Source organism: Pseudomonas izuensis (assembly GCF_009861505.1).
Taxonomy (GTDB): domain Bacteria; phylum Pseudomonadota; class Gammaproteobacteria; order Pseudomonadales; family Pseudomonadaceae; genus Aquipseudomonas; species Aquipseudomonas izuensis.
This window is the reverse complement of the sequence record NZ_WTFT01000050.1, coordinates 41825-55581: the sequence shown is the minus strand read 5'-3', so window position 1 is coordinate 55581 and position 13757 is coordinate 41825. Positions and strand designations below refer to the sequence as shown.

Here is a 13757-nt window from a genome sequence, read left to right as displayed (position 1 = left end):
TCGTCGCACCGCTTGCTCCCACAGGCTCGTGTCGATCTCACCATTGTGGAACGACGCGAGACCTGTGGGAGCAAGCGGTGCGACGATTCGACTTGCCCGCGATGCTTTTAAAGGGCCAACGGTGCCCTTTCACATAAAGTGCTCAACGCCCGCACCCACTGCGGATCATCGTTAAGGCACGGCACCAGCACCAGTTCCTCGCCCCCCGCTTCGCGGAACTGCTCCAGCCCGCGATCACCAATCTCTTCCAGTGTCTCGATGCAATCGGCAACGAATGCCGGGCACATCACCAATACTTTCTTCACCCCGCTTTTGGCCAGTTCATCGAGGCGTGCCTCGGTGTAGGGTTCTATCCATTTGGCGCGGCCCAGACGCGACTGGAACGACACCGACCACTTGCCATCCGGCAAGCCCATGCGCTTGGCAAACTCCTTTGCGGTACGCAGGCACTGACCGCGATAACAGGTCGCCACGACTTCCGGTGGCGCATCGGCGCAGCAATCGCCGCCGCCTTCGAAGCTGTGGCCGGGGTTGAGTTTCTTCAAATGCCGTTCCGGCAGTCCGTGGAAGCTCAGCAACAAGTGATCGTAATCCTGTTGCAGGTAGGGTTTGGCCGTCGCTACCAGGGCATCGAGGTATTCCGGCTGATCGTAAAAAGGCTGGAGCACCGACAGCTGGACGTCGAGTTTCTTTTCGCGCAGTACGCGCCTGGCTTCTTCAATCACCGTCGTCGTCGTGCTGTCGGCGAATTGTGGATAAAGCGGCGCCAGGGTGATCCGCTTGTAGCCCTGGGCTACCAGGCGCAGCAGTGCCGACTCAATGGATGGTTGGCCGTAACGCATCGCCAGCTCCACCGGGCCGTGATGCCATCGGGAAGTCATGGCCTGTTGCAGGCGTCGACTGAGCACCACCAGGGGCGAGCCCTCCTCCCACCAGATCGAGGCATAGGCATGGGCCGACTGTTCAGGGCGCTTGATCAGAATCAAAGACACCAACAGACGCCGCACCGGCCATGGCAGGTCGATCACATACGGGTCCATCAGAAACTGATTGAGGTAACTGCGCACATCCGCCACCGAGGTGGAAGCAGGTGAGCCCAGGTTGACCAGAAGCAACGCGTGATCGGTCATGCAACGTCCTATTTCAGAGGCGGCCGGACAAATCGTCCAGGGCCGCGCGCAAATCAGTGAACTGGAAAGTGAAACCCGCATCAAGCAAACGAGCCGGCATGGCCCGCTGGCCACCCAGCAGCAACAATGACAATTCGCCCAGGCCGACCTTCAACACCAGTGCCGGCATCGGCATGAACGCCGGGCGGTGCAACACGCTGCCCAACGTTTTGGCAAAGTCGCGATTGCGCACCGGCTTCGGCGCGCAGGCATTATATGGACCGCTGGCTTCATTGCGATGCAGAAGAAAATCAATCAGGGTGATTTGATCGTTGATATGGATCCACGGCATCCACTGCCGGCCATTGCCGATAGGCCCGCCCAGCCCACATTTGAACGGCAGCAATAGCCGCGACAAAAAGCCGCCCTCGGCAGACAACACCAGCCCGGTACGGATGAGTATCACCCGAATGCCCAGGGCTTCAGCGCGTTGGGCGGTTTCCTCCCAGGCGATGCACAACTGGCTGGCAAAATCATCGATAACCGGTGGCGAGTCTTCGGTCAGCTCGCGCTCGCCGCCGTCACCGTACCAACCGACCGCAGAACCGGAAATCATGACCTGCGGTTTCTGCTCGCGACTTTCGAGCCAGGCGAGCAGGGTTTCAGTCAGGGTGATGCGACTGCTCCAGAGCAGTGCTTTGCGTCTGGAGGTCCAGGGGCGATCGGCGATCGGTGCACCGGCGAGATTGACGATGGCATCGACGGGCTCCTGTCCCACGTCTTCGAGACGAGCGATACCACGCACTTGAGCACCGCAGACTTTGGCGACTTTTGCAGGTGTCCGGCTCCAGACCGTCAGGCGATGCCCCTGACTCAACCAGTGCCGGCAGAGCTGACGTCCTATCAAACCAGTACCGCCGGTCAGCAATATGTGCATGACTTCTTCCTCGCGTGGCGTTTTACCCTGATCACTAGTCTATTTTTATAAGCAAGGGATCTTTGATATCGGGCAGGCTCTGTGTTTAACAATAGGCCAAGCTGTCGGAACAAGAACGCTAAAAGTTGTACCAAAAAACAATATTGTACAGGTTTCAACCCCGGCGTAGTCTGTACAGAAAGGTAAACGAGGCCCTTATGACTGTACCTATCGCAATCATCGGCACCGGCATTGCCGGACTCTCAGCCGCACAAGCCCTGACAGATGCGGGGCATGTCGTGCAACTTTTCGATAAAAGCCGCGGCAGTGGCGGACGCATGTCGAGCAAACGCAGCGATGCGGGTGCCTTGGACATGGGCGCGCAATATTTCACGGCCCGCGACCGCCGCTTCGTCACCGAAGTCCAGCGCTGGCAAGCCAACGGCTGGGTCGCCGAATGGACCCCGCAGTTGTACACCTACCATGGCGGCCAGCTCAGCATGTCGCCGGACGAGCAGACGCGCTGGGTGGGCACGCCTCGCATGAGTGCCATTACCCGCGCCTTGATCGGCGACCTCGAAGTGCATTTCGCCTGCCGGATCACCGAGGTCTATCGCGGTGAAGAGCACTGGCACCTGCAGGACGCCGAAGGCTTCACCCATGGGCCATTCAGTCACGTGGTGATTGCCACACCGGCGCCGCAAGCAACCGCATTATTGGCTTCTGCACCGAAGCTCGCCGGTGCCGCCGCCGGCGTGAAAATGGACCCTACCTGGGCGGTCGCACTGGGTTTCGAAACCCCACTGGATACGCCCATGGAAGGCTGCTTCGTGCAAGACAGTCCGCTGGACTGGCTGGCACGCAACCGCAGTAAACCGGGGCGCGACAACACGCTCGACACCTGGGTATTGCACGCCACCAGCGCCTGGAGCCGGCAGCACATCGACTTGCCCAAGGAAGCGGTCATCGAGCAATTGCACGGTGCCTTCGCCGAACTGTTGCACGATTCCATGCCCGCGCCGAGCTTCAGCCTCGCCCACCGCTGGCTCTATGCCCGCCCGAACAGCAGTCATGAATGGGGCACGCTGGCCGATGCCGACCTGGGGCTGTATGCCTGTGGCGACTGGTGCCTGTCCGGACGTGTCGAAGGGGCTTGGCTCAGCGGTCAGGAAGCCGCCCGCCGCCTGCATGCACACTTGCAGTGAATCGCATCCATCCGAGCAAAATTGCTGCTGTCGAATTGGGCAGCAGCCCACCCGCAGGATTCTGTTCCGCTCTACCGATAAGTCCTATACAAAAAAATTGACTTGTACACCTTTGGATCTAAGATGAACCCATGTTGTACAGATTTTAATTTTTGTACAGGTTCCGATTCGAGGTGCTCCGATGCTTCCGCTCGCCACCAAACCGAAAATCGCCATCAGCGCTTGCCTGATGGGTGAGCAGGTGCGCTACAACGGCGGGCACAAGGCATCACGACTGTGCAGCCTCGTTCTTGCCGAGTACTTCGATTTCCTGCCGGTCTGCCCGGAAGTCGCCATTGGCCTGGGCATTCCTCGCGAACCGATCCGGCTGGTTGGCGATCCGGATCAGCCCCAAGCCGTCGGCACGGTCAATCACCAGCTCGACGTCACCCGGCCACTGACCGAGTATGGCCAGCAGATGGCGGCGGATCTGGTCGATATCTGTGGCTACATTTTTATGCAGAAGTCTCCGTCCTGTGGCCTGGAGCGCGTCAAGGTCTACCACGCCAACGGCGCACCAGTGGACGGCGGCGGCCAGGGCATTTATGCCCGGGCGTTCTGCGCCTTGCACCCTGATTTGCCCGTGGAAGAAGACGGTCGGCTCCATGACCCGGTGCTGCGGGAAAACTTTCTCGCCCGCGTATTCGTCTACAGCGCCTGGCAACAACTGCTGCAAGAAGGCCTGAGCCGGCGCGGCCTGACGGATTTTCATTCGCGCTACAAGTACCTGCTGATGGCTCACAACCCGGTGCAATACAAAACCCTGGGCACCCTGCTGGGCAATATGGGCCGCACCGATCCCAGGGAACTCGGCCCGCGTTATTTTCGTGAACTGATGACCGCCCTGAAAAAATGCGCCACGCGCCGCACCCATACCAACGTCTTGCAGCACCTCAGTGGTTATCTCAAACAGGCGATCAGCGCCGAAGACAAGCAGGAAGTGCAACAGGTTATCGGCCAGTATCGCCACGGCATCGTGCCTCTGGTGGTGCCACTGACGTTGCTCAAGCATCACTTTCGCCAGCACCCCCACCCTTACATTGCGCAACAGGTTTACCTGCAACCGCACCCGGAAAATCTCAGCTTGCGAAACGCCATCTGATGAAAGCCCATCTCGACAGCAGCGCCAGCGAAGGACTCGGCACGGACTTCAGCAAAGCCCTTGACGAGGGCTGGCTGCCGATTCGCGAAGTGGCCCGGCAGACCGGCGTCAATGCCATTACGTTGCGCGCCTGGGAACGGCGCTATGGCCTTATCGTGCCGCAACGCACGCCCAAGGGGCATCGACTGTTCTCGGCCGAGCATGTGCAACGAATCCTGACGATCCTCACCTGGCTGAACCGCGGTGTTGCCGTCAGCCAGATCAAACAATTGCTCGAAACCCCGCAGGCCTTTAGCGAACCGGTGGAAAACGACTGGCAACCGCTATGCCAGAGACTGCTTCAGGCGGTCGCATTACTGAACGAGCGCACGCTGGACGACACTGTCAATCAGGCCATGGCGCTGTACCCGCCACGGACCTTGTGCGAGCAACTGCTAATGCCATTGTTGACTGAACTGGAGCTACGCTGGCAGGGCCAATTCGGTGCACACATGGAGCGAGTGTTTTTTTATTCCTGGCTACGCAGCAAATTCGGCGCGCGCATCTACCATAACAACCGTCAGCTGCACACCGCGCCACTGCTGTTGATCAATCACTCGGACGTGCCACTGGAACCTTATCTGTGGCTTACCGCGTGGCTGATCAGCAGTGCCGATTGTCCGGTGCACGTGTTCGACTGGCCGCTGCCTGCCGGCGAACTGGCGCTGGCGGTCGATTATCTGCAACCCCGGGGCGTACTGCTGTATTCCAGCAACGCCATAAACCTTTCGCAGCTGACGAAACTTTTGAACGGCGTCAGTTGCCCAAAAATGATGGTCGGGCCAGCGGTGCGCATTCACAACGCCGAGTTGTCCGCAAGAACCTTCGTCATCGCTGATTTGTACCTGGCCGAAGATCCGCTGTTGGCACACCAGGCACTCGTTCAGCGCGGGCTGATTTAATGGGCATCAATATGCAATTGATCTGGCTGCGCAGTGACTTGCGCGTAAACGACAACACCGCCCTCTGCGCCGCCATGGCGGCTGGCCCGAGTGTGGCGGTGTATTTGTTGAGCCCGCGGCAATGGCTGGAACACGATGATGCGCCGTGCAAGGTGGACTTCTGGCTGCGCAACCTTCATGAACTGAAACAGGCACTGGGCGAACTGAACATTCCCCTGCTGGTCCGCCATGCTCCGCGCTGGGATGATGCGCCCAATGTGCTACTGGATATTTGCCAACGGCTGAACATCAACGCCATGCACCTCAATGAGGAATACGGCATTCATGAAACCCGCCGGGATGCAGCGGTGGCCGAAACATTGAAGGCCAAGGGAATCGAGGTTCATAGTTACCTGGATCAGTTGCTGTTCAAGCCTGGAAGCGTACTGACCAAAACCGGCATGTATTTCCAGGTCTTCAGTCAGTTCCGCAAGGTCTGTCATGAACGCCTTTACCGTTCGTTGCCCCGCCTGGTCAGCACCCCCATGGCGCAAGCGCCATTGGGCATCGCCAGCGACGAGATCCCGACCCACATCGAGGGCTTCGCCCCACCCACCGGGCATTTGCGCGCACTGTGGCCGGCCGGAGAAGCCGAAGCACGGCGCCGCCTCGACACCTTCACCGATGTACAAATCGATTATTACCAAGGCGAACGGGACTTCCCGGCGAAACCCGGAACCAGCCAACTTTCGGCCTACCTCGCAGCCGGGGTGATTTCCCCTCGCCAATGCCTGCACGCTGCGCTGCAAAGCAATCAGGGGGAATTCGACAGTGGCAAGGTCGGCGCCGTGACCTGGATCAATGAACTGCTGTGGCGCGAGTTCTATAAACACATCCTGGTGGGCTACCCGAGGGTTTGCCGCCACCGCGCTTTCCGTGCGGAAACCGAAGCACTGGCCTGGCGCGATGCACCCGACGAACTCGCCGCCTGGCAACAGGCCCGCACCGGTTTGCCGATCATCGACGCCGCCATGCGTCAACTGTTGGAAACCGGCTGGATGCACAACCGCTTGCGCATGGTTGTTGCAATGTTTTTGAGCAAAAACCTGTTGATCGACTGGCGCGAAGGCGAGCGTTTTTTCATGCGCCACCTGATCGATGGCGACCTGGCAGCAAACAATGGCGGCTGGCAATGGAGTTCATCCACCGGAACGGACTCAGCGCCCTACTTCCGGATTTTCAATCCGCTGAGCCAGTCGGAAAAATTCGACGCCGAGGGCGTGTTCATCAAACACTGGTTGCCGGAATTGGCAGGCCTGAATAAAAAAGAAGTGCACAACCCGGCGAGTCTCGGTGGGCTGTTCGGCGTGGCGGATTATCCGTCCCCGATTGTCGACCTGCACACTTCACGTGCACGGGCCCTCGCCGCGTTCAAGAACCTGCGACCGCGGCAAAGCGCCGAGGGCGACCATGAGTAGTTGGCTGAGCCGGACGAATTTCTGGCTGAAAGGGAGAATGGAATGAGCCTTACGCCTCCACGACGATATTGGCTGACAGGTGCCGGCAGTGGCATTGGCGCGGCTTTGGCTGAAGAAATACTGAAAACCGGAGCCCACCTCGCCGTGAGTTCACGCTCGGTGGCGCCGCTGAAAATCTTGTCGCAGCGCTACCCGGGTCAGGTACTGGTGGTGGCCGGTGACCTGACCAACAGTCAGACCGTGCGCGAAATCGGTGAACAGATAGCCGAGCAATGGGGCTCTCTGGACACCTTGATCCTGAATGCCGGCACCTGTGAATACGTGGATGCCAAGCAGTTCGACGCCTCGATCATCGAGCACGTGGTGCGCACCAACCTGCTCGCCAGCAGCTACTGCATCGACGCCGCCTTGCCGCTCTTGCGGGCCGGCATCGCCCCGCATCTGGTTGGCATGGCCAGTTCGGTGACCTACCTGCCACTGCCCCGGGCTGAAGCCTATGGCACCTCGAAGGCCGGGATGCGAAGTCTTTTCGAGTCCCAGCGCATTGCACTGGCACCAGACGGTATCGAAGTTACCGTCGTCGGCCCGGGGTTCGTCAACACGCCATTGATGGAGGAAAGCGATTTCAAGATGCCGCTCAGTTGGCCGGCTGATAAAGCCGCACGGCACATTTTTGCCAAGCTCAATGAGCGTCCGCTGGAAATCGCCTTTTCGGGGCTGTTCATGGCTGCCTTATGGCCGCTCTCGCAAATGCCCGACCAGGTAAAGTTGGCAATCGGCAAGCCCATAGTGCGCAGCAGTCCACCGAACATGGATTGACCAGGCGCATGACGATGACGAGCGATCGATTCGAACCTGGCAATTGGGGTAAAGCGTCCGTCCGGGCTTTTACACAGCACCGGGCGACTGCCTTACACTGCGCGCCATGAAAACCATCCCCCATCTGCAAATCGCCGAGACCGCCGTCACGTGCTCGACCTGTGCCGCCTGCTGCTGCCAGCTCGAAGTCATGTTGATCACCGACACAGGCGTGCCCGAACGGTATATCGATACCGATGATTGGGGCGGGGAAGTCATGTTACGCCTGGATGATGGCTGGTGTGCCGCGCTGGATCGCGACACGATGATGTGCACCATCTATGAAAAACGCCCATTGATTTGCCGGGAGTTCGAGATGGGCGCGCCGGAATGCATTGATGAGCGCCAGGGTATTTCGACGGCGTATCGCTAAGCCCGAGAACACCTCTCCCCCTGTAGGAGCGAGCTTGATCGTGATAGCGATCTCAAGTCCAACATCGCGAGCAAGCTCGCTCCTACAGGGGGGGCATTGGCAACTTGCCGAGCAGTGTTGATTACAACGGCATCGTGTAGTGAAGCGCGTAACTTTCCGTACCGTCGTTAGGCGTGGTCATCCCCGCGTTGGAATAGTGCGTCGCCCGAATTCCGACTTCATGTCCACCCGCAAAGCGCAGGCCGAAACCCAGGCGGTCTTCGAACTGAAATGCGCTGCCCAGATCGTTGCTTTCGGTTTCGGTGCTGGAAAATAACGCCACGCCAACGCCCAGCTCGACGTACGGCTTGACGTTCTGGCCGGCGAACTCGTAAACAAACACCGGCGAAAAGGACAGGCTGTGATCGCTGGAAGTTTTATCACCCTGCCAATAGGTGTAAGCGCCGCTCCAGTAACCGGTCAAACGACCGACGTCTGTCTGCCACCAGCTCTTGTCCCAATCGAATTGCATGCCCAGTCGATAAGTCATGGTCGAATCGCTGGTCTGGCCGATCCCGAACTCCACGCCTGCCGCCTGTGCGGTAAAGCTGTGCCCCAAAAGTGCGGCCGCAATCGCGGCCAAGCAAAATAGTCGCTTCATTAGAAACTTCCTTTTCCAAACGATTTCAATTGGAATTTTTGTTGCTCGACGTACACAGCGATAGAAGTCGGCGATTTATCAGAAGTTCACCCCAATTGTTACAACGCCCCCGGGATTTGATTACCTTTCAAAGCTTCGCACAACGCCAGCGTTATTCCACAAAATCGGCAATATATTTCTGAAATGCTCCGGATCGGCACTGGTCCAGAACTGCGCCGAACAGGCAGGTCCTTCGGCGAGCAGTTCACGCTCTGCCAGCAAACGTTGAAGTTGTCGTGCGACCGCAGCGCCAGTGTCGATCAGGCTGATGTCGTCAGGGATCATCTGCTTGAGCAGTGGCTTGAGGAAGGGGTAATGGGTGCACCCGAGAATAATGGTGTCAGCGCCAGCACCAAGCAGCGGCCCAACGTAACTTTCCAGTAGCTGGCGCAGGGCGGGACTGTGCAGATCGCCCCCCTCGATCAACTCCACCAACCCGGGGCATGGCTGGGTAATCACCCGCACATCGGTGGCGAAGCGGTCGAGTAACGCCGCGAACTTGGCACTCTGCAAGGTGCCGGTCGTGGCCAGCACCCCAACCACGCCACTGCGGGTAGCGGCCGCTGCCGGTTTGACCGCGGGCTCCATGCCGACGATGGGCCATTCGGGGTAATCGTGCCGCAGGTCTGCAACGCCGGCGACGGTTGCTGTATTGCAGGCCAGCACCAAGGCCTTGGCGCCCTGTTGTTGAAAAAACTCGGCCATGACACTGCAACGCTGTTGGATAAATCCCGGAGTCTTCTCGCCGTAGGGAATATTCCCGCAATCGGCGACGTATAAAAGAGATTCGTTGGGCAATAAACGCCGGATCTCGGCCAGCACCGATAACCCACCGACACCGGAGTCGAACACGCCAATCGGCGCTTCACGCATGCTTCGACCCACAGACGCTGCAACCCGGATCACGCTTGACCCGCAACTCACGGAAGCGCGAGCCCAATGCATCGACCAACAACAGGCGTCCGACCAGGGGTTCGCCAAATCCCGCCAACAGCTTCAGCGCTTCGAGTGCCTGCAAGCTGCCAACCAGCCCCACCAACGGACCGACTACACCGGCCTCGCTGCAGGTCAACTCGGCTTCACTGCCGTGCCCGTATAAACAGTGGTAGCACGGGCTCTCCGGACGGCGCGGGTCAAAGACCGATAACTGCCCTTCGAGACGAATCGCCGCGCCGCTGACCAACGGCTTTGCGGCCTCTACGCAAGCGGCATTGACCGCTTCACGGGTGGCAAAATTGTCGGAGCAGTCGAGGACCAGATCCACCCCGGCCACGGCAGCAGCCAGGGAGTCTTCGTCCAGTGCTGCGCGATGGGCGACAAGCTGAATCTCGGGATTGATGGCCGTCAGGCGCTTGATCGCCGAATCGACCTTGCTCATGCCGACGCTGTCGGTGTCGTGAATAATCTGGCGTTGCAGGTTGGTCAAATCGACCGTATCAAAGTCTGCCAGATGCAACTCGCCGATACCCGCCGCCGCGAGGTACAGCGCCACCGGCGCACCGAGACCGCCAAGACCGACGATCAGCACGCGGCTTTGCTTCAAACGCAGTTGCCCGTCGATGTCGACGTGGTGCAACAGAATCTGGCGGCTATAGCGCAGCAATTCCTGATCATTCAGCATGGCAGGCGCCCCAGACTGATGCGTTGGTGACCGCCCAGATCCGTGCGGCTGTGGACATCTTCAAAACCACGGGTCAGCAGCAGATCGCGCACGGCCTCGGCTTGATCGTAACCGTGTTCAAGCATCAACCAGCCACCGGCTTCCAGATGATCCGGTGCCTGGGCGACGATCAAGCGCAGATCGTCGAGCCCGTCGATACCGGCTACCAATGCACTGGCAGGCTCGAAGCGCACATCGCCTTCCACCAGGTGCGGATCGGTTGCTGCGATGTAGGGCGGATTGCTGATGATCAGTTCAAAGCGCTGGCTTTGCAGAGCGCTGAACCAGTGACTGCTCAGCACGGTGGCGTTGTTCAAATGCAGGCGTTGGCGATTGCGCTCGGCCAGGGCCACGGCTTCGAGCACACGGTCCACCGCAGTGACCTTCCACGCCGGACGTTCGCTGGCCAAAGCGAGGGCGATGGCGCCACTGCCGGTGCCAAGGTCCAGCACCTTTGCGGGTGTGGCCGGCAACAGTTCGAGTGCGGTTTCCACCAGCAACTCGGTGTCGGGGCGCGGGATCAACGTGTGTGGCGCCACTTCCAGGTCGAGCTTCCAGAAACCTTGCTGACCGAGAATGTAGGCCACCGGTTCACCGCTGCGACGACGCTGCAAATACTCGGCGAACGTCAACGCCGCTTCGCTCGGGACGATGCGCTCCGGCCAGGTGTGCAAAAAGCTGCGGGACTTGCCCAACGCCGCCGCCAGCAACAATTCGGCATCCAGGCGCGCCGTGGGCGAGTCGGGCAAATCGGCGGCGCGCAACAAACTGGCAATGATCGTCATTTACTCACCTATCGCTGCCAATTGATCGGCCTGGTATTCGGCCAGCAGCGGCTCGATCACCGCATCGACACCACCGGCGAGGATTTCGTCGAGGGAGTACAGCGTCAGGTTGACCCGGTGATCGGTCACCCGTCCCTGGGCAAAGTTGTAGGTACGGATGCGCTCGGAGCGATCACCGGAGCCGACCAGCAGCTTGCGCTCGCTGGCGATGGCATTGGCGGCAGCGCTGGTTTGCTGGTCGTTGAGCTTGGCCGACAACCAGGACATCGCCCGCGCACGGTTCTTGTGCTGCGAACGTTCTTCCTGACACTCGACCACGATTCCGGACGGCAAGTGGGTGATACGGATCGCCGAGTCAGTCTTGTTGACGTGCTGGCCGCCGGCACCGGAGGAACGGTAGGTGTCGATCCGCAAGTCCGCCGGGTTGATTTCGATCGCTTCCTGCTCGTCCGGCTCGGGCAATACCGCCACGGTACAGGCCGAGGTGTGGATACGCCCTTGGGATTCTGTCGCCGGCACCCGCTGTACGCGGTGGGCACCGGATTCGAATTTCAACTTGCCGTAGACATTGTCACCTTCGACCCGAGCGATGACTTCTTTATAGCCACCGTGTTCACCCTCGTTTTCCGAAAGGATCTCCACCCGCCAGCCACGACGCTCGGCGTAACGCGAATACATGCGGAACAGGTCGCCGGAGAAGATCGCCGCCTCGTCACCACCGGTGCCGGCGCGGATTTCGAGGAACACGTTGCGTCCGTCGTTCGGGTCCTTGGGCAGCAGCATGCGTTGCAGGCTGGCTTCCAGTTCGACCAGGCGTTCCTTGGCTTCGCGGACTTCTTCCACGGCCATTTCACGCATGTCCGGGTCGCTGTCCTTGAGCAAGGCCTGGGCGCCTTCGAGGTCGCCCTGGACCTTGAGCAACTGTTTATAGGTGTCGACAATCGGCTCGACTTCCGCGTACTCCTTGGAATAGGTGCGGAATTTGTTTTGATCGGAAATGACCTCGCCATCGCCAAGCAAGGCGGTCAATTCCTCGAAACGGTCCTGGAGGATGTCCAGCTTATTGAGCAGTGACGCTTTCATTGCGGTTTCTTATCCGAAAAGCTTTCCGATGAGCCCTCATTGAGGGCAAAGAGTTCCTGGGCCATCGCCAGCGCATCGAGGCGACCTTCGGCAGAGAGCTTTTTCAACTGCACGCTCGGTGCGTGCAACAGTTTGTTGGTCAAACCACGGGCCAGTTGCACCAGCACTTCTTCGGCGCTGCCGCCGTTGGCCAGCATGCGCTGGGCTTTTTGCAATTCTTCGTCGCGCAAACGCTCGCTTTGTTGACGATAGGCCTTGAGCACGTCCACTGCCGCCAGTTCGCGCAGGCGGACCATGAAATCCTCGGCACCGATCGAGACCATCTCTTCCGCTGCTTGTGCGGCGCCCTGACGGCTCTTGAGGTTCTCGGCGACCACTTCGTGGAGATCGTCAACGCTATACAGGTAAACGTCGTCCAACTCACCGACTTCGGGCTCGATATCCCGCGGAACGGCGATATCCACCATGAAAATCGGCTTGTGCTTGCGCAGCTTCAGGGCACTTTCCACGGCGCCCTTGCCGAGGATCGGCAATTGGCTGGCGGTGGAACTGATGACGATGTCACTGCGCACCAGTTCGGCCGGAATATCCGACAGCAGCACCGCGTGAGCGCCGAACTGTTCGGCCAGGGTGCTCGCGCGCTCCAGCGTGCGATTGGCCACCACGATGCGCTTGACCCCCAAATCATGCAGGTGACGGGCGACCAGGGTGATGGTCTCACCGGCGCCGATCAACAAGGCCTGACTGCGTTGCAGGTCGCTGAAAATCTGTTTTGCCAGGCTGACCGCGGCAAACGCCACGGACACCGGGTTCTCGCCGATGGCGGTGTCGGTGCGCACTTGCTTGGCCGCGTTGAACGTGGCCTGGAACAGCCGCCCGAGCAATGGACCGATGGTGCCCGCCTCGCGAGCCACGGCGTAGGCCGACTTCATCTGGCCGAGAATCTGTGGCTCACCCAACACCAGCGAATCGAGCCCTGAAGCGACGCGCATCATGTGACGAACTGCCGCATCGTCTTCATGCACATAACTGCTCGCGCGCAGTTCATCGAGGCTCAAATGATGATATTCGGCCAGCCAGCGCAGCACGATATCCGCCGACAGGTGATCCTGTTCTATATAGAGTTCACTGCGATTGCAGGTGGAGAGGATCGCAGCTTCGCGGCTGTCGGTGAGTCGGCAGAGCTGCTGCAGGGCCTCAACCAGCTGCTCAGGGGTAAAGGCCACGCGCTCGCGGACGTCTACTGAAGCAGTCTTGTGGTTAATACCGAGTGCGAGGAAGGCCATTCAAAGTCGCTGATGGTGACGTGAAGCCGGCAATTGTCCTACTTCGTCAGATTCAGAACAACTACTCGATATCTATTGGCTCGGTAGGCGACACCCGGGTTTGCGAGCGGTTCTCGTTTACACTCTGCCCTGTAGGAGCTGGCTTGCCAGCGATGCCCGTTAACGATGATGCGTTCTTACCGGTTAAACGCGGCGCCTTTGAATTCATCGCTGGCAAGCCAGCTCCTACAGAGGGGGCTATAAACCGGAAAATGGCCGGCCGGT

14 protein-coding genes are annotated in these 13757 nt (G+C 59.5%); 6 read left to right on the top strand and 8 right to left on the bottom strand.

Going from position 1 to position 13757, the window contains the following annotated elements:
- Positions 1 to 107 precede the first annotated feature (107 nt).
- The gene (gene hemH / locus GPL81_RS29380; protein ID WP_160109581.1) at positions 108 to 1130 is read right to left on the bottom strand and encodes a ferrochelatase; all 1023 of its coding nucleotides are present in this window, start codon (positions 1128 to 1130) and stop codon (positions 108 to 110) included.
- 13 nt (positions 1131 to 1143) lie between these two features.
- Complete coding sequence (locus GPL81_RS29375) at positions 1144 to 2046, bottom strand: TIGR01777 family oxidoreductase (RefSeq protein WP_160109580.1); 903 nt, start codon at positions 2044 to 2046, stop codon at positions 1144 to 1146.
- A 197-nt stretch (positions 2047 to 2243) separates the two neighbouring features.
- On the opposite strand from GPL81_RS29375, the gene GPL81_RS29370 reads away from it, so the two are divergent.
- The 6 genes from GPL81_RS29370 to GPL81_RS29345 all read left to right on the top strand — a co-directional run bounded on the left by GPL81_RS29370 (position 2244) and on the right by GPL81_RS29345 (position 8000).
- Positions 2244 to 3230, top strand: coding sequence for an NAD(P)/FAD-dependent oxidoreductase (locus GPL81_RS29370; protein ID WP_096509106.1), 987 nt, complete (start codon positions 2244 to 2246; stop codon positions 3228 to 3230).
- Between the two features lie 181 nt (positions 3231 to 3411).
- Entirely contained in the window at positions 3412 to 4371 is a 960-nt protein-coding gene (locus GPL81_RS29365; RefSeq protein ID WP_160109579.1) for a YbgA family protein, read from the top strand.
- Positions 4371 to 5312, top strand: coding sequence for a MerR family transcriptional regulator (locus tag GPL81_RS29360; RefSeq protein WP_160109578.1), 942 nt, complete (start codon positions 4371 to 4373; stop codon positions 5310 to 5312). The genes GPL81_RS29365 and GPL81_RS29360 overlap by 1 nt, the downstream gene beginning before the upstream one ends.
- A gap of 11 nt (positions 5313 to 5323) precedes the next feature.
- Positions 5324 to 6769, top strand: a complete 1446-nt coding sequence (gene phrB, locus GPL81_RS29355; protein ID WP_160109577.1) for a deoxyribodipyrimidine photo-lyase — start codon at positions 5324 to 5326, stop codon at positions 6767 to 6769.
- A gap of 42 nt (positions 6770 to 6811) precedes the next feature.
- Entirely contained in the window at positions 6812 to 7588 is a 777-nt protein-coding gene (locus GPL81_RS29350; protein WP_160109576.1) for an SDR family NAD(P)-dependent oxidoreductase, read from the top strand.
- 106 nt (positions 7589 to 7694) lie between these two features.
- Positions 7695 to 8000 (top strand): YkgJ family cysteine cluster protein, encoded by a 306-nt coding sequence (locus GPL81_RS29345; RefSeq protein ID WP_096509102.1) that lies wholly within the window; start codon positions 7695 to 7697, stop codon positions 7998 to 8000.
- Between the two features lie 121 nt (positions 8001 to 8121).
- Here GPL81_RS29345 and GPL81_RS29340 read toward each other — a convergent pair whose 3' ends face one another.
- The 6 genes from GPL81_RS29340 to hemA form a co-directional block, all read right to left on the bottom strand.
- Positions 8122 to 8640: an acyloxyacyl hydrolase gene (locus tag GPL81_RS29340; RefSeq protein ID WP_160109575.1), complete on the bottom strand. Its 519-nt coding sequence runs from the start codon at positions 8638 to 8640 to the stop codon at positions 8122 to 8124.
- Positions 8641 to 8760: 120 nt separating this feature from the next.
- Positions 8761 to 9552, bottom strand: coding sequence for a glutamate racemase (murI, locus tag GPL81_RS29335; RefSeq protein ID WP_160109574.1), 792 nt, complete (start codon positions 9550 to 9552; stop codon positions 8761 to 8763).
- A complete protein-coding gene (locus GPL81_RS29330) occupies positions 9545 to 10300 on the bottom strand; it encodes a molybdopterin-synthase adenylyltransferase MoeB (protein ID WP_160109573.1) in 756 nt (251 codons plus the stop codon). Before GPL81_RS29330 ends, murI begins: the two co-directional genes overlap by 8 nt.
- Complete coding sequence (gene prmC, locus GPL81_RS29325) at positions 10294 to 11124, bottom strand: peptide chain release factor N(5)-glutamine methyltransferase (RefSeq protein WP_160109572.1); 831 nt, start codon at positions 11122 to 11124, stop codon at positions 10294 to 10296. Before prmC ends, GPL81_RS29330 begins: the two co-directional genes overlap by 7 nt.
- Complete coding sequence (gene prfA, locus GPL81_RS29320) at positions 11125 to 12207, bottom strand: peptide chain release factor 1 (RefSeq protein WP_090325132.1); 1083 nt, start codon at positions 12205 to 12207, stop codon at positions 11125 to 11127.
- Positions 12204 to 13493 (bottom strand): glutamyl-tRNA reductase, encoded by a 1290-nt coding sequence (gene hemA, locus GPL81_RS29315; protein WP_160109571.1) that lies wholly within the window; start codon positions 13491 to 13493, stop codon positions 12204 to 12206. Before hemA ends, prfA begins: the two co-directional genes overlap by 4 nt.
- Positions 13494 to 13757: the final 264 nt, after the last annotated feature.

Coding starts and splice junctions, on each gene's coding strand:
- hemH (WP_160109581.1), bottom strand. CDS start 1,130: ATGACCGATCACGCGTTGCTTCTGGTCAACCTGGGCTCACCTGCTTCC.
- GPL81_RS29375 (WP_160109580.1), bottom strand. CDS start 2,046: ATGCACATATTGCTGACCGGCGGTACTGGTTTGATAGGACGTCAGCTC.
- GPL81_RS29370 (WP_096509106.1), top strand. CDS start 2,244: ATGACTGTACCTATCGCAATCATCGGCACCGGCATTGCCGGACTCTCA.
- GPL81_RS29365 (WP_160109579.1), top strand. CDS start 3,412: ATGCTTCCGCTCGCCACCAAACCGAAAATCGCCATCAGCGCTTGCCTG.
- GPL81_RS29360 (WP_160109578.1), top strand. CDS start 4,371: ATGAAAGCCCATCTCGACAGCAGCGCCAGCGAAGGACTCGGCACGGAC.
- phrB (WP_160109577.1), top strand. CDS start 5,324: ATGCAATTGATCTGGCTGCGCAGTGACTTGCGCGTAAACGACAACACC.
- GPL81_RS29350 (WP_160109576.1), top strand. CDS start 6,812: ATGAGCCTTACGCCTCCACGACGATATTGGCTGACAGGTGCCGGCAGT.
- GPL81_RS29345 (WP_096509102.1), top strand. CDS start 7,695: ATGAAAACCATCCCCCATCTGCAAATCGCCGAGACCGCCGTCACGTGC.
- GPL81_RS29340 (WP_160109575.1), bottom strand. CDS start 8,640: ATGAAGCGACTATTTTGCTTGGCCGCGATTGCGGCCGCACTTTTGGGG.
- murI (WP_160109574.1), bottom strand. CDS start 9,552: ATGCGTGAAGCGCCGATTGGCGTGTTCGACTCCGGTGTCGGTGGGTTA.
- GPL81_RS29330 (WP_160109573.1), bottom strand. CDS start 10,300: ATGCTGAATGATCAGGAATTGCTGCGCTATAGCCGCCAGATTCTGTTG.
- prmC (WP_160109572.1), bottom strand. CDS start 11,124: ATGACGATCATTGCCAGTTTGTTGCGCGCCGCCGATTTGCCCGACTCG.
- prfA (WP_090325132.1), bottom strand. CDS start 12,207: ATGAAAGCGTCACTGCTCAATAAGCTGGACATCCTCCAGGACCGTTTC.
- hemA (WP_160109571.1), bottom strand. CDS start 13,493: ATGGCCTTCCTCGCACTCGGTATTAACCACAAGACTGCTTCAGTAGAC.